This is a genomic window from Dysgonomonas gadei ATCC BAA-286, from assembly GCF_000213555.1.
Taxonomy (GTDB): domain Bacteria; phylum Bacteroidota; class Bacteroidia; order Bacteroidales; family Dysgonomonadaceae; genus Dysgonomonas; species Dysgonomonas gadei.
This window is the reverse complement of record NZ_GL891980.1, coordinates 110,041-129,691: the sequence shown is the minus strand read 5'-3', so window position 1 is coordinate 129,691 and position 19,651 is coordinate 110,041. Positions and strand designations below refer to the sequence as shown.

Genomic DNA, 19,651 nt, shown 5'->3' with positions numbered 1-19,651 from the left:
GTTACTGGATATTAAGGCTGCCATCTCTGTCAGCCTTATACCTTTGTGACAAGATACGCAGGAATGAAGATATCTGCGATATAGCTGCCTGTGTTTCTCCCGAAATTTCTTTCTTTTGCAATCTCATCAGCAAATAACCGTATAATGCTGCAAAACATGTTTCCAGTTCCGGAATATTTTTGTCTGGCGATTTGGAGCGCAATTCTACAATGAATGGCAATGTCTTGTAATATGCTGCCGAATAATCACTTTCATCCGGAGCCTTTAACAGGCGGAGATGCAGATCGGTGAGTTCCGAGATCACATTTTTATTTATAATCAGGTGCCCCCGTTGGGCGACGTCTTCCCGGTGCATCATCCCGATAAGGTTTTCGTACCATTCCCTTATTTCTTTTTTTACATTATCAGGCTGATCGAAACGGGATATAATCTGTTCATCGATTTTGTCGATATCGAAACCGTTGGCACGTATCATGTCTTCTACCTGCCACATATATAAAAGGTATTCACCTATGTTTTCCTCTTTCAGTTTTTTAGCTATAAGCATTGTATAGTAATTATGAATTATAAATAATGGATTGAGTACTGATGTTATTGCAGATTTTCAATTTTATAAATTCTCTACAAAGGTAAATAATATATGGTGAATGTTAGAGCCTGTTTGAATTTTACCAAAATATTTTGTTATAGTTCTTTTTTCGTTCATTTTCAGTCTCTTTTTGCCTAATTTATCCTTTCACTCAACTCGAATAGCCCGCTATTATCGCTTTGTGGAAGAACAAATTATCCTAAAAACAGCTCTGAAAATTAGAACGAATAAAATTTAAACAGGCTCTTAAATAAATAACCTAAATATGTGTGTAGATGGGATTTATTCTTTAATAAATAAAATATATAACAATAAGATTGAACAAAGATATATTAATCAGTGTTCTATCTACAAAACAGGTTCTTACTTTTTTCATAGTGTGTTAGATAGATTGTTTAGTTGATTTTTTATTACCTGTTTTTTAATCATAGTATATGTTAGTTTTATATTAGTGTTAAGGTCTGGAAGAGGTGGTTGTGAGAACCGTCTCTTTCTTTTTTATATCTTTAGGGGTATGTTTGATATAAAGATTATAGAAGCAGGATATATTATGGCCGATGGCGGGGCTATGTTCGGCGCCATACCTAAGCGTGCGTGGCAGCGAAAATATACAGCCGATACAGATAACCTGTGCCCGCTGGCTATGCGGTGTGTATTGGCGACTACAGCGGATCGCCGGATACTGATAGACGCCGGTATGGGAGATAAGCACCTTGACAAGGTATCTTATTACCGTCCATATGATTTGAAGTGTGCAGACGAGTCTGTAAAAGAATCAGGATATACGGCCGGTGAAATAACTGACGTGGTGCTTACGCATCTTCATTTCGATCATTGCGGAGGTGCCACCCGTATAGATGAAAAAGGACGGCTGGTTCCATCTTTTCCGAATGCCCGTTACTGGCTCAGCCGGAAACAGTGGGCTAATTTTCTGAAACCTAACCGTTTGGAGAAGGATTCTCTTTTTGCGGATAATATCCTGCCTGTGTACGATTCGGGGCAATTACATTTAATAGATGAAGATACGCTACTGTGCGATGGGATTGAGTTACAGCTTTTCGACGGACATAGCGAAGGGCAGCTGGTTGTGTATATCAATGGCGATGACGGAATGTATGCTTTTCCCGGCGACCTGATACCTACATCGGCTCATGTGCCGCTGGAATGGATTTCGGCTTATGATATTTGTGCGCTAACGTCGTTGTCTGAGAAAGAACGGTTTCTTGTAGATGCAGAAAAAAGAGGATGTATACTTATATACTGCCACGATGCCGTAGTAAAGATGAGTAAGGTGAAAAGGCTTAATGATGATTATATAGCTTCAGATAAAAATAAATAAAAAAAGCCCGGAGTTTTTATTTCCGGGCTATTCACCTCGCTTACTTATACATTACTTACCATTAAAATTCCATTGGCACATCTATTAATAAGATGCGGGCATTATCAGAATCTGCTGTTATTTTAACCGTATCGGTATCTTGTATGCCAAAGCCGTCGCGGTGGTGCAGCTTCTGTCCTTCTACTGTGAACTCACCTTCTACTACCATGGCGAAAACACCGTTACCTTTTCCTTTTATTTTATATTCTATCTCTTTTCCTTTTTGGAATGTACCGATATTGAACCAGGCATTCTGGTGTATCCACAAACCTGTATTGTCGGCGTCATCCTTTGGCCCTACTATCTGTACAAGCTGATTTTTGCTGTGCATATAGTCAAAAGCCCTTTGGTCGTAGCGTGGTGTTACGTTCCTCTTGTCAGGGAAAACCCAGATTTGAAAGAAATTGACAGGTTTGTCCTCATTCGAATTGTATTCGCTATGGGTAATACCTGTTCCCGCACTCATCACCTGTACTTCTCCGGCACGTATAACTTCGGTATGTCCCATACTGTCTTTGTGCTCAAGGTCTCCATATAAGGGTATAGATACGATTTCCATATTGTCGTGAGGATGTGTGCCGAAGCCTTCCCCTCCTTTTACTATATCGTCGTTCACAACACGAAGTGCACCGAAATTGATACGGTCAGGGTTGTAATAATTAGCAAAACTGAATGTATGATAGGAGTCGAGCCATCCATGATAAGCATGCCCTCTCGAAGATGCGCGGTATAATGTCGTTTTCATAAAATGATCCTTTCTGTTTGTTGAGTAAATCTTTTGAATATAAACATCTTAAATTGTAAAATGTTTTTTTACACTACAAAGATAAGGTTTATTTATGTATTTGTAAAATAATAAAAATCATAGTTATGTATAAATATATTTATGATTTTGCTATTGAAATGTAATCAAATTTAAATTCATTTATCTATAGTAAAAGAGTTGTTAGCTAATAGCCATTAGCTTTATTTATTAACAAATACGGCTTGCCATAGTCCCTTTGCGGGGAATTAGGGAGCCGAAAAACTTAAACCTTATGAAGTATAAAGAAAAAATTGCAACAGAGATTATCCGGATGATAGAACAGGACTTGTGTAGCATCTCAGAAATCTGCAAAGCATTTAAAATCAGCCGGAAGACATTTTACGAATGGAAAAAAGAAAAGCCCGGGTTTAAAGAAGCAGTAGAAGAAGCCATCGACCACCGCGAAGAAGTGATGATAGCTTCGGCACGCATAGGGTTGAAGCAATTGTTGGAGGGTTATGTGCAGAAAAAGGAGAAGATCACCTATGTCCCCGACAAAAACGATCCGGTGAACGATGTGGAGAAATGCCGTGTAGTGGAAAAGAAATTCTGTCCGCCGAGTATCCGCGCGATAAAGTATGTACTCGACCGTGAGGAAAGGAAGAAAGACAAAGACCGGTTACTGGCATCGGAGCGCCGTCCGCTGGTCATCGAAGTACAGGACGAGGAAACCAGACGTCAACTGATGATTTTACAGGAGAACGGTTTCCGTCCGGGCGGCTCGCTCAATGCGGAGGTAGTTGCGTCCGTGGATAAGAAGTTGGAAGAAGAACTAAAAACGAAAAGTGAAGAACGGAAAGTGGAAAATGGGCAAGAGCAGACGGAACAAGGGCAAGTTATGGAACAGCCGCCTGCTGCTCCGGTAGAGAAGCCCAAGGTGAATCTTTATCCGTTTCTGCCTCCGGGATATACATCGAGGACGGATTGAGGAAGAGGAAAGTCGTAAGCAATGAGTAGTAAGTTGAAAGTTATATGAGATACGAGTAGACAAGATACGGGATACAAGTTGCTAACTGTAAAGTCTCTTGTGCGATAGCTTGTGTTAACGGCTAATAGCTATTGGCTAAAAGCTGAAATATATGTTACCTCTGTTACTTTTTATTTAAACACAGAGTAAAAGGAGTAGCACGGAGTTTTTTTATAAACAGGATACTCCGCTCTGCTCAACACGATAAGCTAATTATTAATTTTTCATTCTTAATTATTAATTGTTTTCTGTGTTACCTTTGTTACTTTTAGAAAAACATGAAAAAACATATATATAATAATAAATAGCCTTTTTTTAACAACAATAAATTATTAACTTTACAGTTAAAGTAATTAAATACGGAAGGTTATGAAAAAACTGGTTTTTATATTACTACTGGCAATTTCAGCTACTGCGTATAGTCAGACAGAAGTGCCCAAGGATAGTTTTCCTCCTTTGAAAAAAGAGTCGTTGAACCTGAATGAAAAACTTGATAATTATTTGCAGCTTAATAATGAGAATGCAACTAATCAAGCTAAGACAAAAGCCTCTCTTTATCATCCTCTGATAAATGAGGATGAAATGTACCAACTGCCGGATGTAAATTTGCCCCCGTTGGATGTTTATCTGGGGCCTCCACTCGAAAGCAATACGTTTACAAGTTTTCCCTTCGCTAATGATTTTAGCTTTTATGGAGGGCAAATCATTTCTGATCAGATGTGGTTGTCTTCATCATCGTCTTATAATACATATCCTCTGGTAGGGGCAACAAGAAATGTCGGGATGAATTTTAATTATCAGCCTCTCGACTGGCTGGTTGTCTCGGCCGGACCATACGGAGCAAAGTATAATTTGTTTGGTGCTACTTATAATGATGTGGGTGTTAACGGTGCCGTCAAATTTATTTTGCATGACCGGATTCGTCTCAACGGTTACGGACAATATTCTGTAAATGGAGACCGTAACGGAGTGGCCGGGCCATTAATGAATATGTATCCGCAAACTTATTATGGAGGCACTATAGAAGTGAAAATAACCAAAAACTTCGGAATAGAAGGCGGAGTAATACGCGAACTGAATCCATTTAACGGAAAATGGGTGAACAGGCCTTACTTTGCGCCTGTGTTCTACACAAAATAAGGCTGAGTCTATTTATGGATTACCCTGATAATGAAATATAAAAAGCATCTTAAAATAGGGCTTGGTATATTAATCGCAATATTTATATTACTAAATGTTGCCATTATTGCTCAGGCATATAGTTTATCCCATTTCGACGAGAATGCCAGACCGTTAACACTCGACTATAAACCGACGTTTTTGGAGTCGGTTAAGATCGCAATAACCGGATTAGACTTACCCAGGCCCCGCACCAAAGCATTTCCTTCACAACCATATGATTCGCTCCGTATCCCGGCCGGTGAGGGTCAGCAACTGGATGCATGGTTGCTACACACAGATACACTGAGGCGAGGACTGGTGATCGCATTTCATGGATATATAGATGAGAAATCATCGATGCTGGATAGGGCAGAGGTATTCCTGGATATGGGGTATGATGTTATGCTTGTGAATTTTATGGGAGCAGGAGATTCTTATGGAAACCGGACAACACTAGGTTATCTGGAAGCTGAGAATGTAAAATATGCACATAACTATGCCGTGAGCCAGTTGCAGGAAGATAATATTATACTGATAGGTTTTTCGATGGGAGCGGTAGCTATAATGAAAGCCCAGGCCGATTATAACCTGTTGGTAAAAGCCATTGTAATAGAAGCGCCTTATGCCACATTTCAAGAGACAGTAAATGCCCGGCTGGATAAACTGCGTATGCCGCATTTCCCTGTGAGCGGAATGTTTACTTTCTGGTTTGGCAAGATTAACGGTTTCGATGCATCTAAGGCCAATCCTCAGGATTATGCGGGTCAGATTCATGTCCCGGCATTGCTTATGTGCGGAGGAAAAGATCCAAACATTCCAGAAGAAGAAACCGAAAGGATATTTGGCAGGCTTGCTTCCAAGCCTAAAGAGTTGAAGATATTTCCAGATTCACCTCATGAGAGTTATCTGTTGAAGTATGAAAGCGAATGGCATAATGTTGTTTCTGCTTTTGTAGGTAATCTGGAGGGAATGGATGTGTATAGTGAGTGAGGGTGATTTATAATTAAACTACACATGTATGAGAAGACTACAGATAATACTTTTGCTATCCTTCCTGAATATATGCATTTATGCGCAGGAAGCCGATTTTTACAAGCGTTTGTCGGTAGCAGCCATAGAGCTGACGAAAGATAAAGTCATTTACGATCCCCGTTATTATTCTATTCCATATCCTAATGGAGATGTGCCATCCGATAAAGGTGTGTGTACCGATGTGATTGTAAGGGCATACCGGAAACTGGGTATAGATTTGCAGCAAAAAATACATGTGGATATGAAAGCTAACTTCAGCAAATATCCTAAAAAATGGGGACTGAAGGGTACGGATAAGAATATTGACCACCGCCGGGTTCCTAATCAGGCTATGTACTTTTCACGTTTTGGAACTGTACTAAAGGTGTCGGACAAAGGAAGTGATTATTCGCCGGGAGATATAGTTACATGGGACTTGGGAGGAGGAATCACGCATATTGGAATCGTTACCGACCGCATGTCTTCGGATGGTAAGCGCCCCCTGATTGTTCACAATATAGGGAGAGGACAGGTACTGGAAGATTGTCTCTTTAGTTTTAAAATAACAGGGCACTACCGATATAAATAAGCGGCTTATTTGCGTCTGGAGAGAGGTCTTAGTTTTTTTATCGCTTTTCTTACTGTCTCATGTGTGTCGAACTTATCATGTGGATCGAGGGCAAGGATTTTTCCGTAGTCATCCAATGCTTCACCGTATTCCTTTTGAGCTTCGAAGATCGATGCCCGTTTTTTGTAGGCATTTATATTTGTAGAGTCTAAGGCGATGGCCTTGTTGCAGTCGATCAGAGCCTTATCATATTCTTTCTGTATAATATATGCTCCGGCTCTGTTGCTGTATGCTTTTATATTGGTAGAGTCTATACTCAATACCTTACCATAATCTGAGATAGCTTTGTCATACGCTTCTTTAGCCAGATAAGTATTTCCGCGGTTGGTATATACATCGATAATATAGGATGGGTTCAGTTTAATGGCTCTGTTGTAATCTTCCAGCGCCTTGTCATAATTGCCAGACTCTTCGTAGATAATACCGCGGTTGTAGTAGGCGTCTGAATAATCAGAGTTTAGTTTTAACGCTTTGTTATAGTCAAGTATGGCTAAACTGTCTTCGTCCAGTATCTGGTATATACAACCCCTGTTATAAAATCCTTTTGGGGATGTGGAATCTATTCCTATTATAATATTGGTGTATTTGATTGCTTTTTTATAGTTCTCCAGACTAAGATATTCATTGCTGATAAAGGTATTTCCTTCTACGAGTAATATATTTTTTTTCCGGGGGGTAATCAGGTCTTCGTCAGCCTCTATGTTCTCAATGATTTTCTCAAAGGCTTTTATACGTTCTTTGTGATTATCCAAACTGTCCATAATCCGGTTCATCCGGTATCTGAATTCAGCTATATGTTTGTCTTGCTTGATTTCCTTATCGAAAAGCCCACATGACGATACACATGCCGAAAACATAAGGATCGTGATAGCCAAACGTGATTTTAAGAATATTTGTAATGTTGCGTTTATTATCTTTATCATATCTCATACATGAAATTAATGAGCCCGTCTTACCCGATATATTGCGGAACAAAGATATTAAAAAAAATGTATAATGTGATAATAATAGTATTATCGTATCCATAATGTTATTTCAGAAACTTTATCTATACTATAAAATCTGTTAGCTGTTGGCTGCTGGTTTATCGCTCTTTGAAAAATTGATTATATGGATTTTATTTATTGTATAAGGATGTATAAAAAGTGAAAGCATCTATCCTCTCGGATAAATGCTTCCTGATTAGTAGTGTTATTTTTATCTAAAATAAAAAGTAATATGTGTATTGTGCTCTTTATATATTTAACGCAAAAAAAGACTGATGTGTTACATCAGATATATTATTTGTGATTTTTTAATAAAAGTCTTATTGTTACTTAATAGTATAAGTATTTACCATACGGAAAGGATAGAGGTCTGTTTGTCGCCTTTTCTTTTAATCTTGTGATCATCCGGAATATTCCAGGGTATTAATGTGAAAACAATCCACGTTCAAAGATATCCATGGTGTTGGCTTTCAGTATCTTATTTTTGTCTATCTTCAATTCCCGGGCTACTTCATCTTTTATGTCAGATACTATATAAATGATAGAGTCTTTGTAGGAAAGAGTTTTTACTCCTTGCAGATCATCCATTTTAAAATAGTTCTTGTCTATTGTTTTATATATGCCTTTTAGAGGTTCGGCATAATTTTTATAGTAATAATAGGTTTTATCATTTTTAAACTCATAACTCACCTTATAAGTCTTGTTTCTGTCATTGATGTAATCTTCTATTGTTTTCTTTAGAGAAGGCTCAGTGACATATACTTCGGCTTTTGTTTCTGCATATACCCAATGCCCTTCTATACTTTTGGCATAGGCATTGTCTTCTCTGTCGCACGACGATAGCAGAAACCCCAGAGTCAATATTGATATTAAAATGTACGCTCTATATTTACCTTTCATAACCCAATAATTAAGGTTATTTCACAAAATTATATATTATAAACGAGAAAACTCGAATTTTGTTGTGTTTTTTTAATGAAAATCGGACAAAAATTTCGATTTTTTGCCCGATTTAACAGATGGAACTAAATTCTATTTATTATCGAAATGAAATAACGTTTCAACTGAGGATTTTGTTGAGTAGTTCAATCAAAATCAAAATCATAATGATAACCAAAGCAATCATAGCGGTTGAATCTTATAGAATTGATATGATAGGACTCTTTAAGGGGTGTTTCCATGATCACTTTCTTGTTGCTCGGAGCAGTAACAATAACCTCAAATGATTCCAGGTTCCACTTGTCTGTATTGCTGTACCATTTTGGGTTGATAGTAATCAGTGAGTCGGTTATATTATAATCCAGCTGTAATGCTTCAGCTTTCCTTTTTGCTGTAATATTATTGTCGGCATAATCTTTCTTAAGTATTTCCACTTTGTAATCTGTCAAAGATGTATCTTGTTTGACTTTTATATATGGTAGGATGCAAACCTGTCTGTCCTTCATTTTTTCCCCTTTGTAAAACATGATCGGATTTTGAGGTTGAGGATTTGCAGTCAGATATTCATCCCCAAGCTTTATAATCAGGGTGTCTGATTTTGTGTTTACAGGTAAATGGTCTACAGCTTCAGCCTGTTCTTTATGTGAATGAGCAAACTTGATACTCTTATTGCTGATATATACTACTGCCCCTATCCAGATCACCAATCCGATGATGAAGCTGACCAGCGTCTGTGATGTGAATGATGAGCGACGTAATATTTTAATCAGTAAGCTGAGCAAAGCTCCTATAGGAATTAACGTTGCCAGTACAACAGCTATTTTCAGATTGATGGAGTTGTATCCAAGCAACACCAGATAATTATTCAGCCCAAATAATTCTGTATCCATATATAACCATACTAATGTGATAATCATACTCAGCATGGTGAAAAAGATAATAATGGCAAAGACCCCGACAATGATATTTATTATTATATTGAGTATGGTTCCTATGGCACTGCCCTTATATTTTCGTGGAGCAGGCTGCGAGCGGTCTTCTATATTTTCAATGGAGGGATCGGCTCCGGTCATGGATAATTTTTGATTGAATGTCCTTGCCACCGGCATGACTATCCACAGCACAATATATGCCAGTACGATTGTTCCCACTACTTTGAATGAAAGAAAACTAAAGAGGAATATAATAGCTGCCAAAGAGATGCGGACTGCCGTAGGGTCGATTTTGAAATAATGACCGAAGCCGCTGCACACACCACCTATGAGTTTGTTGTTTTCGTCTCTGTACAGTTTCTTTTTAAAGAAATTAGAAGGATCATCTCTGTTTTCACTATCATGGTAGGATTCGTTTTTAGGCATGCCTTCTTCCGTTTCTCCGGATACGGTTTCATCGAAATCCTTCGGATTACCCATTATTTTTGTGATTTCCTGAGCATCGGTTATCGACACCACGCCATCGTTTCCATTGATTCTCATTTGCAGTAACTCGCTGAGGCGCGACTCTATATCTGCAATGATCTCATCAGCTTCCGGATTTTCGCTGAAATGCCTTCTTAAAGATTTCAGATAGCTATCGAGAACATGGAAAGCATCTTCTTCAAGATTGAATGCCAATCCGCCTATGCTCACTCTTACAGTTGGTTTCATCGTATTTCGGTTTTATTTGTTTCTGATATTGTCTATAACCCTGACCAGATCTGTCCATACGGTATCGAGTTCATCTAACACGGCACGGCCTTTATCTGTGATTGTATAATATTTCCGCGGAGGTCCCTGTGTAGATTCTTCCCAGCGATAGCTCAGCAATCCCTGATTTTTCTGGCGGGTAAGGAGAGGGTAAAGTGTTCCTTCCACGACGATCATTTCTGATTCTTTCAGTTCATTGATAATGGCCGATACATAAGCGTCGCCTTTCGACAGTATGCTGAGAATACAGTATTCCAGTATTCCTTTGCGCATCTGGGCTTTTATGTTGTCTACATTTATTGTTTCCATATTGTATATTATTTGCGTTGTGATGTAAATTTTCTGATATTATCTGCTGTGGGGGCATACCCTCTTAGTTCCAGTTTCTGGGCTATGGTTTCGGCCCTCGGCGATACGATCCACAGGATGAAGTAAGCAAGGATGGCACTGCCATAGGCAAACGCCAGTGCAACGAATATTAGCCTGATGATGGTGACATCTACTCCTGTGTATGTTGCGATTCCGCTACATACGCCTGCCAGCATTTTGTCGTCCATGTCGCGATAAAACTTTTTGTTCCCCTTGGAGTATTCTTCTCCCGGATCATAGCTGCTTTGCGATGAAGCCTGGTTCTCATTTTGGTTTTTGGGTTCCACTTCGCCCAGGTGGTCAATGACAACTTGTACAAGTCTCATGTCTACCACCTGATTCGAAAATTTCATTTCTTTCTGAAATATTTCGGCAACACGCGCTTCCACGTCTTCCATTACTTCACGCGCTTCTTTTTTGTCGGAAATAGTTTCCTCAAAACGTCTCAGGTATTCCTTTAGTCTGTAATAGGCATCGTCTTCCATTGTGAAGTTGATCCCTCCTATGCTAACTTCTATAACTTTTTTCATAACCTACTATTGTTTTATGCCACTTATTATATTATACATTGTTGTTTGTATTGCAAATATATAAATAAATATTAGTACTATGTAATGCATAATACTGTATAAATTTAATAGTTAATAATTATTGTGTTGATTATATGTGAATTGCGTATTTTTTAATTTTAAATATTAACTTTATTTAACTTTGTTGGGTAGAAAATACTCTTGTTTATTCCCATCTTTCGCAAGAATGGACAAACGATAATAAGAACATATTTTATACTTTTGGTTGAAGAATGATTGTCCAAATATGGAATTGAATAAATTAGCTTATAAAATCAAACGCTGTGATTATTTGGAATCTTTTGTATAGGTTTACTGATCAATAAGCGTGGAATAAAGAAAGTCTGTCTGATATGAAAAACGACATATGCCAAAGCTGTGGTATGCCTATGGCTTCAGTTGAATATTTTGGTACCAATGGAGATGAAAGTCTGAATGAAGATTTTTGTTGTTTTTGCTTCCGGAATGGAAAATATACCGATAATTTCAGTTTTGATGAATTTGTCGAAGATTCTCTGCAATATCATGATGAGACCGAAAAGTTGGATGGACGTACTCTTTCTCTGAATGAGGTAAGCTTAAAAACAACAGTCAAACTGCCCGGTTTAAAGCGCTGGCAATCTCATCAGTTTACACATCTGGAATATTACAAATCGGTAAATAGGGCAGTAGACTATATAAATGATAATCTCTCGGCGGTCATTAATCTTTCTGATTTGGCTAGCATAGCCGGGCTTTCGAGTTTTCATTTTCACCGGATTTTCAGGGCTGTAATGAATGAAAGCCCCGGCGATTATGTACAGCGTTTACGATTAGAGAAAACGGCTTTTAAGTTACATACTACGCGATTTTCACTGGCTGATATTGCAGAACAAACAGGCTATCAAAGTCCTCAGGCATTATCAAAAGCATTTAAAAAGAGATATGGCATTACGCCATCGGCATATCGTATGCAGTCCGACGATCTTACTGTGCCGATGAGTAGCCCTGTGGAGAACCTTTTTTTAGAACCTGAAATAAGGAAAATAGCGTCGAAAGAAGTGTTTTACCTGCGTGTGGCAAATCCTTACAAGCAGTCAGACGCATTTCTCAAGGCATGGGATAAGCTGATCAGTATTGTAGGTGTGAGTGGAATCCCCGATAATAACCATGAATATCTATCATTAAGCCGGGATATTTCGACAATAACAAGTCCTGAGAATTGCAGGATATACACATGTATAAATACTGAGCGCGCGCTTAGGCCTGGCGGGCGTCTGGGACGGCAAACAATAGAAGGAGGCTTATATGCGGTTTTTACTTATCGGGGAACGTATAAGGATATGGATAAGGTGTATTGTAACATTTACCGGTACTGGATACCAAAGAGTGAATATGAATTACGGGACAATATGTCTTTCTCCAAATTCCTGAATAGCCCTGTGCTGGTTGCTGAAAGTGAATTACTGACAGAAATATATATTCCTGTCAGTAAAATTTGAGGGAAACCTCAGTATTTAGAAGGTACGTATCCGGTTAGCTTCTCCAACTTCTTTACATAAATATGTAAGAAACAGAGCGGGATTATTCCGAATATACAAAATGAGCTGTCTATCATTCTCCACCAGAAAGGAATGCCGCGCACCGCACCGCATATAAGAGCCAGAGGCACTACACCCAAACAGGCAATCATCCCAAAATATACTATCCATATATTTCGTACAGGTTTCCTGTACAGGCCGATGAATGCTACTGCGATCACCAGATGTGAAAATGCCAGCCAGTCTGTTCCGTAAGCAAGGAAAGGGTAGTCTCGATTAGTATTTATTAAACCGTTGGCAACGGTGGCTATCCAGTAATTGAATCCTTCGTAACTATCGGGAGAAGCATCAAGTGATATGCCCATAATCTGGCAAATAATCCGGATCTCGGTTTCGACAGGAAAGGCTGTAACGCCCCAGAAGAAAAGAGCGAAGATATAGAAGATCGTCAATGCTCTGACTTTAAATAGTAGTTGCTTTTCAAGTGTTTGTGTTTCCATAATGATGTTATTTTTTAGTGTTCTTTTTAGTACTTTTCTTTACATCTTTCTTGGGTTCGGGTTCCTTATCAAAATCAACCGGGTTTACTTTTCCCATCAAGTCCAGTATCTTTCCCTGACGCTTTATTATATAAGGTGAAGGCTTTGCCGAATTGAACCGTATGGGGTTGGGTAATGTGGCAGCTATCAAAGCAGATTCGTCGGCAGTCAGCTTTTTCGCTGTTTTTTTGAAATGGGCTTGTGCGACGGCTTCCGCTCCATAAATATTTTTACCCATTTCTATAGAATTGAGGTATACCTCCATAATACGCTCTTTACCCCAGATGGTTTCTATGAGGAATGTGTAATAGACTTCCAGTCCTTTGCGGATATAGGAACGGCCGGACCAAAGGAAAACATTTTTTGCCGTTTGCTGGCTGATCGTACTTGCTCCCCGTTGGCGCTTGCCCTTTTCGGCTTCGTTCATCGCTTTTTCTATCTGGTCGAAATCGAATCCAGAATGATCTAAGAATAAATTATCTTCGGATGCTACCACAGCCAATGGCAGGTACTTGGATATTTCATCGAGCGGAACCCATGTGTGTTTGCAAACAACCTCCTCTCCCGATAAGAGTTGTGTCGTATTGTTCCATACCATGAGCGGAGTGTAGTACACAGGGACAAATTTGAAAACGATAACTTGTAATATGCTAAATACAAACAGAAATATTACGATTCTCTTTATCCATTTAAAAATCTTTTTCAGCATATTTCTTTATATAAAAAGGGTCATTATATATTTTACTTTGAAATACAAAGTTAATGACAATTATTTGACATATGCAAAAATATATGGTGTAAAATTCAGGGTAAATATTCCGGTATACAGCCGGCATCTTTATAAGTCAAAAAGCCCCTTGGATTTCTGTATCCAAAGGGCTTTTCTCTCGATTGATTAAATTAAGTTATACAACTCCCTGCGCAATCATTGCACGGGCTACTTTCATAAATCCCGCAACATTAGCACCTTTCACGTAGTTGATATATCCTCCATCCTCTTTTCCGTATTTCAGGCTTTGAGCATGTATATTTTTCATTATCTGATGTAGTTTCTGGTCTACTTCCTCTTCTGTCCATTGCAGATGCATAGCATTCTGGCTCATTTCCAGTCCCGATGTGGCAACACCTCCGGCGTTCACAGCCTTGCCCGGAGCAAAGAGTGTTTTCTTCTCGATGAAGAAATCCACGGCTTCGGCCGTACATCCCATATTAGATACTTCAGCTATACAGGTAGCGCCGTTGGCAACCAGTGTTTCCGCATCTTTCAGGTTCAGTTCATTCTGTATGGCGCATGGCAGTGCGATGTCTACTTTCTGTTCCCATGGCTTTTTGCCTGCAAAGAATTTAGAGTTAGGATACTTATCTGCATATGGAGCTACGATGTCGTCACCGCTGTTGCGAAGTTCGAGCATGTATTCTATCTTTTCGCCGCTAACGCCATCCGGGTCATAAATATAACCGTCAGGTCCCGAAATGGTAATAACTTTAGCTCCGAGTTCTGTCGCTTTGGTGACTGCGCCCCATGCTACATTGCCGAATCCCGAAACTGCTACGGTTTTTCCTTTCAGGTCTATATTTTTGGCTTTCAGCATTTCGTTCACAAAGTACAAAGCACCGAAACCTGTAGCTTCCGGACGGACCAGCGAACCTCCGTATTCGAGGCCTTTGCCTGTGAAAGTCCCGGTATTTTCTCTTGCCAGTTTTTTGTACATGCCATACAAATAACCGATTTCGCGTGTGCCTACGCCGATGTCTCCGGCAGGAACGTCTGTGTCGGGGCCAATAATGCGCCAAAGTTCAAGCATGAAAGCCTGGCAGAAACGCATAATCTCGGCATTCGACTTGCCTCTCGGGCTGAAATCGGAACCTCCTTTACCGCCACCCATAGGTAGTGTAGTCAATGCATTCTTGAAAGTTTGTTCAAATCCTAAGAATTTGAGTGAGGATAGATTGACTGATGCATGGAACCGCAAGCCTCCCTTGTAAGGGCCGATAGCGTTATTGAATTGTACGCGGTATCCCAGGTTTACCTGAATATCGCCTTTGTCGTCTACCCATGCTACACGGAATGTGAAAATCCTGTCGGGTTCCACCAGACGTTCGATAATACGGTTTTTTTCAAACTCGGGATGCTGGTTATATACATCTTCAATTGATACAAGCACTTCTTTTACAGCTTGCAGAAATTCATGCTCGCCGGGGTGTTTAGCCTCCAGCTCTGATAAAATGTTATTTATTTTCATGATTTAACGATTAAATCGGTTCTTGACTATACAAATGTAGGAATAAACAACGATTTTAAGTAATATTTTGTTTTGTTTTTCACATAGAAATACATGATTTAAAACATACAAAAATTAAGGAGAATCATAATTCCTGATTTTCTGTATTTAATTATTACATTTGTTGTTTTCAAAGCTAAAGTTATGACTAATATATACGAAATCGCGAATAAACTGAGAGCCGAGTCAAAGCACTTGCCAATCAATAGAATTGAACTGGAAGATGCGCTGAATACACTGATCCATCGAGTACTGTTTCCGATCTGCGATCAGGAGAAGTCCAGAGAGAAAAAACTGTATTATTTCTACTCTATTCTGGTAGAAAATATTTCCGCATTGTCGGACCGAAAAACGGCAGAGGCAATGGTTGACAGATTCATATCAGGGTTACCGGAACTTCAGGATAAGCTCTATGACGAAGCGGCTGTCTACTTTGAAAATGACCCGGCCGCCAAATCGATAGAGGAAGTTATTCTTACCTATCCCGGTTTTTTCGCACAGGTGGTCTATCGTATTTCACACGAATTCTATAAAATGAATACGCCTATTATTCCCCGGTTATTTTCCGAATACGCCCATTCGAAAGTGGGTATAGATATAAATCCGGGAGCGCAGATAGGACGGGCTTTTTACATCGACCACGGGACAGGGATCGTGATAGGTGAAACTACGGTTATCGGTAATAATGTGAAAGTTTACCAGGGGGTTACTCTCGGAGCATTGTTTGTAACCAAAGGCCTTGCCAATGAAAAGAGGCATCCCACCATCGAGGATAATGTGGTTATCTATGCCGGAGCTACTATTTTGGGCGGTAAGACGGTTGTAGGCCACGATTCCACAATCGGGGGTAATGCCTGGCTGACAAAAAGCGTGGTACCCTATTCACTTGTTCAGCAGAATTCAGAGATAAGGATACACAATACGCTTAATGCGGGAGAGCATATTATCGATTTTAATATATAGTTCATTGTTAATGTCATAAAGCCTATACCACATGAAAACAACAATCAGAATATCCTGTTTATGCCTGCTATTATGCATAAACACTGTAATCGTATATTCACAAACAGATAATGCGTTACCAGCACCCCGGTTTAAATATGGTATAGCGACCTTATCAGGTAAGATAACCGGAAATGTACCCGATAGTATGAAAACCGTATCGCTGGATCTGCTTTTGAACAGGCCTTTCTTTGATTATGCAATTAATCAGATACCTGTTCAGGAAGATGGGACATTTACATTTACCACTCCGGTATTTGCTGTGGGTTCTTGTGTTATCAGATCTTCAGTATTTGAGGGGAATGTTTATATAATCCCACAGGAGGAAACCAAGCTGGAGATAAATTTTGATAAAAACGGAGCTAAACATATAAAGATTTCCAATAGCCTGAACCAGACTGCTTATGACGCTATGAATATCGGGCTTGTGTTTAGGGATATTCTCAGCAATAATCCGGCGAATGATAATTACAGTATGACAATAGAGGAATATAGCAAATATGTTATTGACTACACTAAAGATGCTATAGCTAAACTGGACAGTTATACAGAGTTATCGGCAAATGCGAAACAGATCTTATCATACGAAATGAAGGCTTTTTTGTTGCATATGTTGTATCTGGGCTATGAGGAGAATATGCAGATGAGGTATAATTATAAATACCGTGATCAACTTAAGGATGAAAGAAAAGATTTTGTACCTCAAAAACCCTCTGTTGAGTATTATTCAATTCTTAGTCATCTGGATTTTAATGATTCCCGCTATTTGTACGCCTCTTATTTGCAGATAGCAATTGGTGAATTGCTGAAAAATAAAGTTCTGAATATTCCATCTATTGAGGGGCTGACTATTGATGAATGGTTAGTTAAAGCCAAAGAGCCTTTGCATATTATAACAGGAGCAAATCCGGGATTTTTCTGTAATGTACTTATTGCAAGTATGTATGCTGCGCAGTTAGATGCAATGAAGCCCCTGTCTGAAATACAAAAGAAAGATATCGATACATACTTTACTGATAAATCGTTTGCTGAGGTATTGTTTTCGAGGAATGAAGAGATAGTCAGTATGCTCAACTCGCAGGCAGGTAGCAAGAAACTAGTGAAAAACGAAACGCCAGCCGTAGCTAAAAATGCTATGATGGATGCCATTGTGGCAAAATATAAGGGAAAAGTTGTTGTCGTAGATTTCTGGGCAACCTGGTGTGGCCCTTGCCTTGCCGCAATGAAAAGGACAGAGTCTATCAAATCAGAATATGCGGATAAAGATGTCGTGTTTGTTTATATAACCAACCCTTCTTCGGTACGTAAGACGTGGGAAGAGAAAATTCCACAAATCGGGGGAGAGCATTTCTATTTAACAGATGAAGCGTGGGACTACATTTTGGAGCAATTTGACTTCGAAGGAATTCCTACCTATCTGATCTTCGACAAGGAAGGAAAATTGAAAAGAAAGAGTGTCTCTTTTATGGGTGTAGAGAAAATGCGAGAATGGATTGAAGAATTATTTTGATTATCATCTGTTTATTGCTCTTTACATTTTATAAAAGAAATAGAAGAAAGCAGGATATAATGCAATATTTTTCTAACTTTGCATAAATATTATCTATCATCTACATGGGAACAGGAGCAAACAGGGACACATCTACTCTGATAAAAGATACTTTTAAACAGGCCATAGACAGTTTAGCAAAGGATTATAAGGGCAGTTCTCTGACCGATATCTTTATCACTGTGGATAAAGAGAGTGGAGAGGTGGCCTTTTATGACGACGAAGAAAATAAAGTGGCTGAGATCGTTATTTTCAATTGGGTAGACAAAGTCGATGAATTGCCGGATGAAAAAGTTATATCTGTTTTGCGTAAGGTGACAGAACAACTGGATGAAGAAAATATGTTCTCTTCTCTGGATCTGTTCAAACCTTTCTCTGTGAATTATGCCGATGAAAACTTTGTGGTAATGGAAGAACTTCTGCTTATCAGCGAAGATGATGTTGTTAAAATCGACAATGACCTGATGGAAAAGTTTGATCGTGAATTCGATGAATTTCTTGATAAGTTATTGAAAGAATAACGGCTTTAGACACCATTATAATACATACTTTTCATTATACAAACCTTGCAGTTTTTTATATGCTGATTTGTCACGTAAATCTTGTAAACTGACGGATCTGTGATGTTTATTTTCCCTTTCACAAAAAATATTACCCCAACTTATTGCATATCCCAAATATAACAGTTTACTTTGTGTTTCAAAGTGAAATGTTATGGATACTAATCTGGATGATTTAAAACACATTCGTTCCATGATGGAGCGGTCGAGCAAGTTCTTGTCTATAAGCGGTATGTCGGGCGTATTGGCCGGTACATTCGCTATTGTAGGAGCGGTAGTGGCATACCTTGTTCTCAAAGGACGGTTTACATTTACAGGCTCGCTCCTGTATGATTTCATCCTGATTGCATTTGCGGTGCTGGTCTCTGCTTTAACAGCAGGATTGGTTCTGTCTTACAAGAAGGCGATACGAAGCAATGCGAAGCTCTGGCAACCTGTAACCCTGCAAATAGCTAAGGACTTTTGTGTACCGATGGCTGTTGGCGGACTATTTTGCATCATTCTCATATACAAGCATGTCGCTTACCTGGTAGCACCCGGTATGCTGATATTTTATGGACTGGGGCTTATTGCTGCAGGTTCGCGTACCTACCGTGATGTGAAAATACTGGGAGCATGTGAGATTGTACTGGGACTGGTTGCAGCAGTAGTTGTAGGATATGACCTGATATTCTGGGGAATTGGATTTGGTGTTTTACATATAGTATATGGTATCCTCATTTATTATAAATATGACATGAAGTCTGTAAAAAACGGTTGATTATGAAAGATATTATATCAGGATTGAATAAGGTCTTCGACAGCCGTGTACGCTTGGGGATAATGTCGGTGCTGATGGTAAATGACAGCGTGGACTTCAATACGATGAAGGAGTTACTTGATGTTACCGACGGCAATCTGGCCAGTCATCTTAAAGCATTGGAAAAAGAAGAGGTTATAGAGGTCAGAAAACAGTTTATAGGGCGCAAGCCTAATACTTCTTATCAGGTTACCTCCTTGGGGCAAAAGCTATTTAAAGAACATATCGACGCACTTGAAAAATTAATTAATCCTTTGCCATAAAATTTTTTATTTATATACTTTGAAATTCAAAGAACTTTTATTTAAATATT

General features: G+C 39.1%; 21 protein-coding genes. 11 read left to right on the top strand and 10 right to left on the bottom strand.

All coding sequences use genetic code 11. The annotated features are described in order from the left end of the window. Position 1: 1 nt before the first annotated feature. Positions 2–547 carry a DUF4924 family protein gene (locus HMPREF9455_RS04450; protein ID WP_006798412.1) on the bottom strand — a complete coding sequence of 182 codons (546 nt, stop codon included), beginning with the start codon at positions 545–547 and terminating at the stop codon, positions 2–4. Between the two features lie 556 nt (positions 548–1,103). Here HMPREF9455_RS04450 and HMPREF9455_RS04445 point away from each other — a divergent pair. Further along, positions 1,104–1,928, top strand: coding sequence for an MBL fold metallo-hydrolase (locus HMPREF9455_RS04445; protein ID WP_006798411.1), 825 nt, complete (start codon positions 1,104–1,106; stop codon positions 1,926–1,928). A 61-nt stretch (positions 1,929–1,989) separates the two neighbouring features. Here HMPREF9455_RS04445 and HMPREF9455_RS04440 read toward each other — a convergent pair whose 3' ends face one another. Further along, on the bottom strand, positions 1,990–2,712 hold the full coding sequence (locus HMPREF9455_RS04440; RefSeq protein ID WP_006798410.1) for a pirin family protein: 723 nt from the start codon (positions 2,710–2,712) through the stop codon (positions 1,990–1,992). A 292-nt stretch (positions 2,713–3,004) separates the two neighbouring features. On the opposite strand from HMPREF9455_RS04440, the gene HMPREF9455_RS04435 reads away from it, so the two are divergent. The 4 genes from HMPREF9455_RS04435 (at position 3,005) to HMPREF9455_RS04420 (ending at position 6,500) form a co-directional block, all read left to right on the top strand. Next, a complete protein-coding gene (locus HMPREF9455_RS04435) occupies positions 3,005–3,700 on the top strand; it encodes a helix-turn-helix domain-containing protein (RefSeq protein ID WP_006798409.1) in 696 nt (231 codons plus the stop codon). A 408-nt stretch (positions 3,701–4,108) separates the two neighbouring features. Next, positions 4,109–4,879 (top strand): hypothetical protein, encoded by a 771-nt coding sequence (locus HMPREF9455_RS04430; protein ID WP_006798408.1) that lies wholly within the window; start codon positions 4,109–4,111, stop codon positions 4,877–4,879. A gap of 30 nt (positions 4,880–4,909) precedes the next feature. After that, complete coding sequence (locus tag HMPREF9455_RS04425) at positions 4,910–5,890, top strand: alpha/beta hydrolase family protein (RefSeq protein ID WP_006798407.1); 981 nt, start codon at positions 4,910–4,912, stop codon at positions 5,888–5,890. 28 nt (positions 5,891–5,918) lie between these two features. After that, complete coding sequence (locus HMPREF9455_RS04420; RefSeq protein ID WP_006798406.1) at positions 5,919–6,500, top strand: DUF1287 domain-containing protein; 582 nt, start codon at positions 5,919–5,921, stop codon at positions 6,498–6,500. Positions 6,501–6,505: 5 nt separating this feature from the next. Here HMPREF9455_RS04420 and HMPREF9455_RS04415 read toward each other — a convergent pair whose 3' ends face one another. From HMPREF9455_RS04415 to HMPREF9455_RS04395, 5 genes are all read right to left on the bottom strand, one after another. Further along, a complete protein-coding gene (locus tag HMPREF9455_RS04415; protein ID WP_006798405.1) occupies positions 6,506–7,462 on the bottom strand; it encodes a tetratricopeptide repeat protein in 957 nt (318 codons plus the stop codon). Positions 7,463–7,948: 486 nt separating this feature from the next. Beyond that, positions 7,949–8,425 carry a hypothetical protein gene (locus HMPREF9455_RS04410; protein ID WP_006798404.1) on the bottom strand — a complete coding sequence of 159 codons (477 nt, stop codon included), beginning with the start codon at positions 8,423–8,425 and terminating at the stop codon, positions 7,949–7,951. A gap of 185 nt (positions 8,426–8,610) precedes the next feature. Further along, positions 8,611–10,110, bottom strand: coding sequence for a PspC domain-containing protein (locus HMPREF9455_RS04405; RefSeq protein WP_006798403.1), 1,500 nt, complete (start codon positions 10,108–10,110; stop codon positions 8,611–8,613). 12 nt (positions 10,111–10,122) lie between these two features. Beyond that, positions 10,123–10,458, bottom strand: coding sequence for a PadR family transcriptional regulator (locus HMPREF9455_RS04400; RefSeq protein ID WP_006798402.1), 336 nt, complete (start codon positions 10,456–10,458; stop codon positions 10,123–10,125). An 8-nt stretch (positions 10,459–10,466) separates the two neighbouring features. Then, positions 10,467–11,048, bottom strand: coding sequence for a PspC domain-containing protein (locus tag HMPREF9455_RS04395; RefSeq protein ID WP_006798401.1), 582 nt, complete (start codon positions 11,046–11,048; stop codon positions 10,467–10,469). A gap of 392 nt (positions 11,049–11,440) precedes the next feature. Between HMPREF9455_RS04395 and HMPREF9455_RS04390 the strand changes: the two genes are divergently transcribed. Beyond that, a complete protein-coding gene (locus tag HMPREF9455_RS04390) occupies positions 11,441–12,568 on the top strand; it encodes a GyrI-like domain-containing protein (protein ID WP_006798400.1) in 1,128 nt (375 codons plus the stop codon). Between the two features lie 8 nt (positions 12,569–12,576). Here the strand turns inward: HMPREF9455_RS04390 and HMPREF9455_RS04385 are convergent, their stop codons facing one another. The 3 genes from HMPREF9455_RS04385 to gdhA form a co-directional block, all read right to left on the bottom strand. After that, positions 12,577–13,107: a hypothetical protein gene (locus HMPREF9455_RS04385; protein WP_006798399.1), complete on the bottom strand. Its 531-nt coding sequence runs from the start codon at positions 13,105–13,107 to the stop codon at positions 12,577–12,579. A gap of 7 nt (positions 13,108–13,114) precedes the next feature. Next, entirely contained in the window at positions 13,115–13,855 is a 741-nt protein-coding gene (mtgA, locus tag HMPREF9455_RS04380) for a monofunctional biosynthetic peptidoglycan transglycosylase (RefSeq protein ID WP_006798398.1), read from the bottom strand. Positions 13,856–14,051: 196 nt separating this feature from the next. Further along, positions 14,052–15,389: an NADP-specific glutamate dehydrogenase gene (gene gdhA / locus HMPREF9455_RS04375; protein ID WP_006798397.1), complete on the bottom strand. Its 1,338-nt coding sequence runs from the start codon at positions 15,387–15,389 to the stop codon at positions 14,052–14,054. A gap of 183 nt (positions 15,390–15,572) precedes the next feature. Here gdhA and epsC point away from each other — a divergent pair, with 183 nt between their 5' ends. The 5 genes from epsC to HMPREF9455_RS04350 all read left to right on the top strand — a co-directional run bounded on the left by epsC (position 15,573) and on the right by HMPREF9455_RS04350 (position 19,601). Beyond that, on the top strand, positions 15,573–16,391 hold the full coding sequence (gene epsC / locus HMPREF9455_RS04370; protein WP_006798396.1) for a serine O-acetyltransferase EpsC: 819 nt from the start codon (positions 15,573–15,575) through the stop codon (positions 16,389–16,391). 31 nt (positions 16,392–16,422) lie between these two features. Further along, complete coding sequence (locus HMPREF9455_RS04365; RefSeq protein WP_006798395.1) at positions 16,423–17,940, top strand: TlpA family protein disulfide reductase; 1,518 nt, start codon at positions 16,423–16,425, stop codon at positions 17,938–17,940. A 104-nt stretch (positions 17,941–18,044) separates the two neighbouring features. Then, complete coding sequence (locus HMPREF9455_RS04360; protein WP_006798394.1) at positions 18,045–18,500, top strand: hypothetical protein; 456 nt, start codon at positions 18,045–18,047, stop codon at positions 18,498–18,500. Positions 18,501–18,693: 193 nt separating this feature from the next. Continuing rightward, positions 18,694–19,299, top strand: a complete 606-nt coding sequence (locus tag HMPREF9455_RS04355; protein WP_044215461.1) for a hypothetical protein — start codon at positions 18,694–18,696, stop codon at positions 19,297–19,299. 2 nt (positions 19,300–19,301) lie between these two features. Next, the gene (locus HMPREF9455_RS04350; RefSeq protein ID WP_006798392.1) at positions 19,302–19,601 is read left to right on the top strand and encodes a winged helix-turn-helix domain-containing protein; all 300 of its coding nucleotides are present in this window, start codon (positions 19,302–19,304) and stop codon (positions 19,599–19,601) included. Positions 19,602–19,651 lie beyond the last annotated feature (50 nt).

Bases quoted from the DNA above. Each gene is read 5' to 3' on its own strand.
- HMPREF9455_RS04435 (WP_006798409.1), top strand. From the start codon at position 3,005: ATGAAGTATAAAGAAAAAATTGCAACAGAGATTATCCGGATGATAGAA.
- HMPREF9455_RS04410 (WP_006798404.1), bottom strand. From the start codon at position 8,425: ATGAAAGGTAAATATAGAGCGTACATTTTAATATCAATATTGACTCTG.
- HMPREF9455_RS04415 (WP_006798405.1), bottom strand. From the start codon at position 7,462: ATGATAAAGATAATAAACGCAACATTACAAATATTCTTAAAATCACGT.
- HMPREF9455_RS04405 (WP_006798403.1), bottom strand. From the start codon at position 10,110: ATGAAACCAACTGTAAGAGTGAGCATAGGCGGATTGGCATTCAATCTT.
- HMPREF9455_RS04400 (WP_006798402.1), bottom strand. From the start codon at position 10,458: ATGGAAACAATAAATGTAGACAACATAAAAGCCCAGATGCGCAAAGGA.
- HMPREF9455_RS04365 (WP_006798395.1), top strand. From the start codon at position 16,423: ATGAAAACAACAATCAGAATATCCTGTTTATGCCTGCTATTATGCATA.
- HMPREF9455_RS04440 (WP_006798410.1), bottom strand. From the start codon at position 2,712: ATGAAAACGACATTATACCGCGCATCTTCGAGAGGGCATGCTTATCAT.
- HMPREF9455_RS04425 (WP_006798407.1), top strand. From the start codon at position 4,910: ATGAAATATAAAAAGCATCTTAAAATAGGGCTTGGTATATTAATCGCA.
- HMPREF9455_RS04395 (WP_006798401.1), bottom strand. From the start codon at position 11,048: ATGAAAAAAGTTATAGAAGTTAGCATAGGAGGGATCAACTTCACAATG.
- mtgA (WP_006798398.1), bottom strand. From the start codon at position 13,855: ATGCTGAAAAAGATTTTTAAATGGATAAAGAGAATCGTAATATTTCTG.
- gdhA (WP_006798397.1), bottom strand. From the start codon at position 15,389: ATGAAAATAAATAACATTTTATCAGAGCTGGAGGCTAAACACCCCGGC.
- HMPREF9455_RS04390 (WP_006798400.1), top strand. From the start codon at position 11,441: ATGAAAAACGACATATGCCAAAGCTGTGGTATGCCTATGGCTTCAGTT.
- HMPREF9455_RS04450 (WP_006798412.1), bottom strand. From the start codon at position 547: ATGCTTATAGCTAAAAAACTGAAAGAGGAAAACATAGGTGAATACCTT.
- HMPREF9455_RS04430 (WP_006798408.1), top strand. From the start codon at position 4,109: ATGAAAAAACTGGTTTTTATATTACTACTGGCAATTTCAGCTACTGCG.
- HMPREF9455_RS04355 (WP_044215461.1), top strand. From the start codon at position 18,694: ATGGATACTAATCTGGATGATTTAAAACACATTCGTTCCATGATGGAG.
- HMPREF9455_RS04445 (WP_006798411.1), top strand. From the start codon at position 1,104: ATGTTTGATATAAAGATTATAGAAGCAGGATATATTATGGCCGATGGC.
- HMPREF9455_RS04385 (WP_006798399.1), bottom strand. From the start codon at position 13,107: ATGGAAACACAAACACTTGAAAAGCAACTACTATTTAAAGTCAGAGCA.
- HMPREF9455_RS04360 (WP_006798394.1), top strand. From the start codon at position 18,045: ATGGGAACAGGAGCAAACAGGGACACATCTACTCTGATAAAAGATACT.
- epsC (WP_006798396.1), top strand. From the start codon at position 15,573: ATGACTAATATATACGAAATCGCGAATAAACTGAGAGCCGAGTCAAAG.
- HMPREF9455_RS04420 (WP_006798406.1), top strand. From the start codon at position 5,919: ATGAGAAGACTACAGATAATACTTTTGCTATCCTTCCTGAATATATGC.
- HMPREF9455_RS04350 (WP_006798392.1), top strand. From the start codon at position 19,302: ATGAAAGATATTATATCAGGATTGAATAAGGTCTTCGACAGCCGTGTA.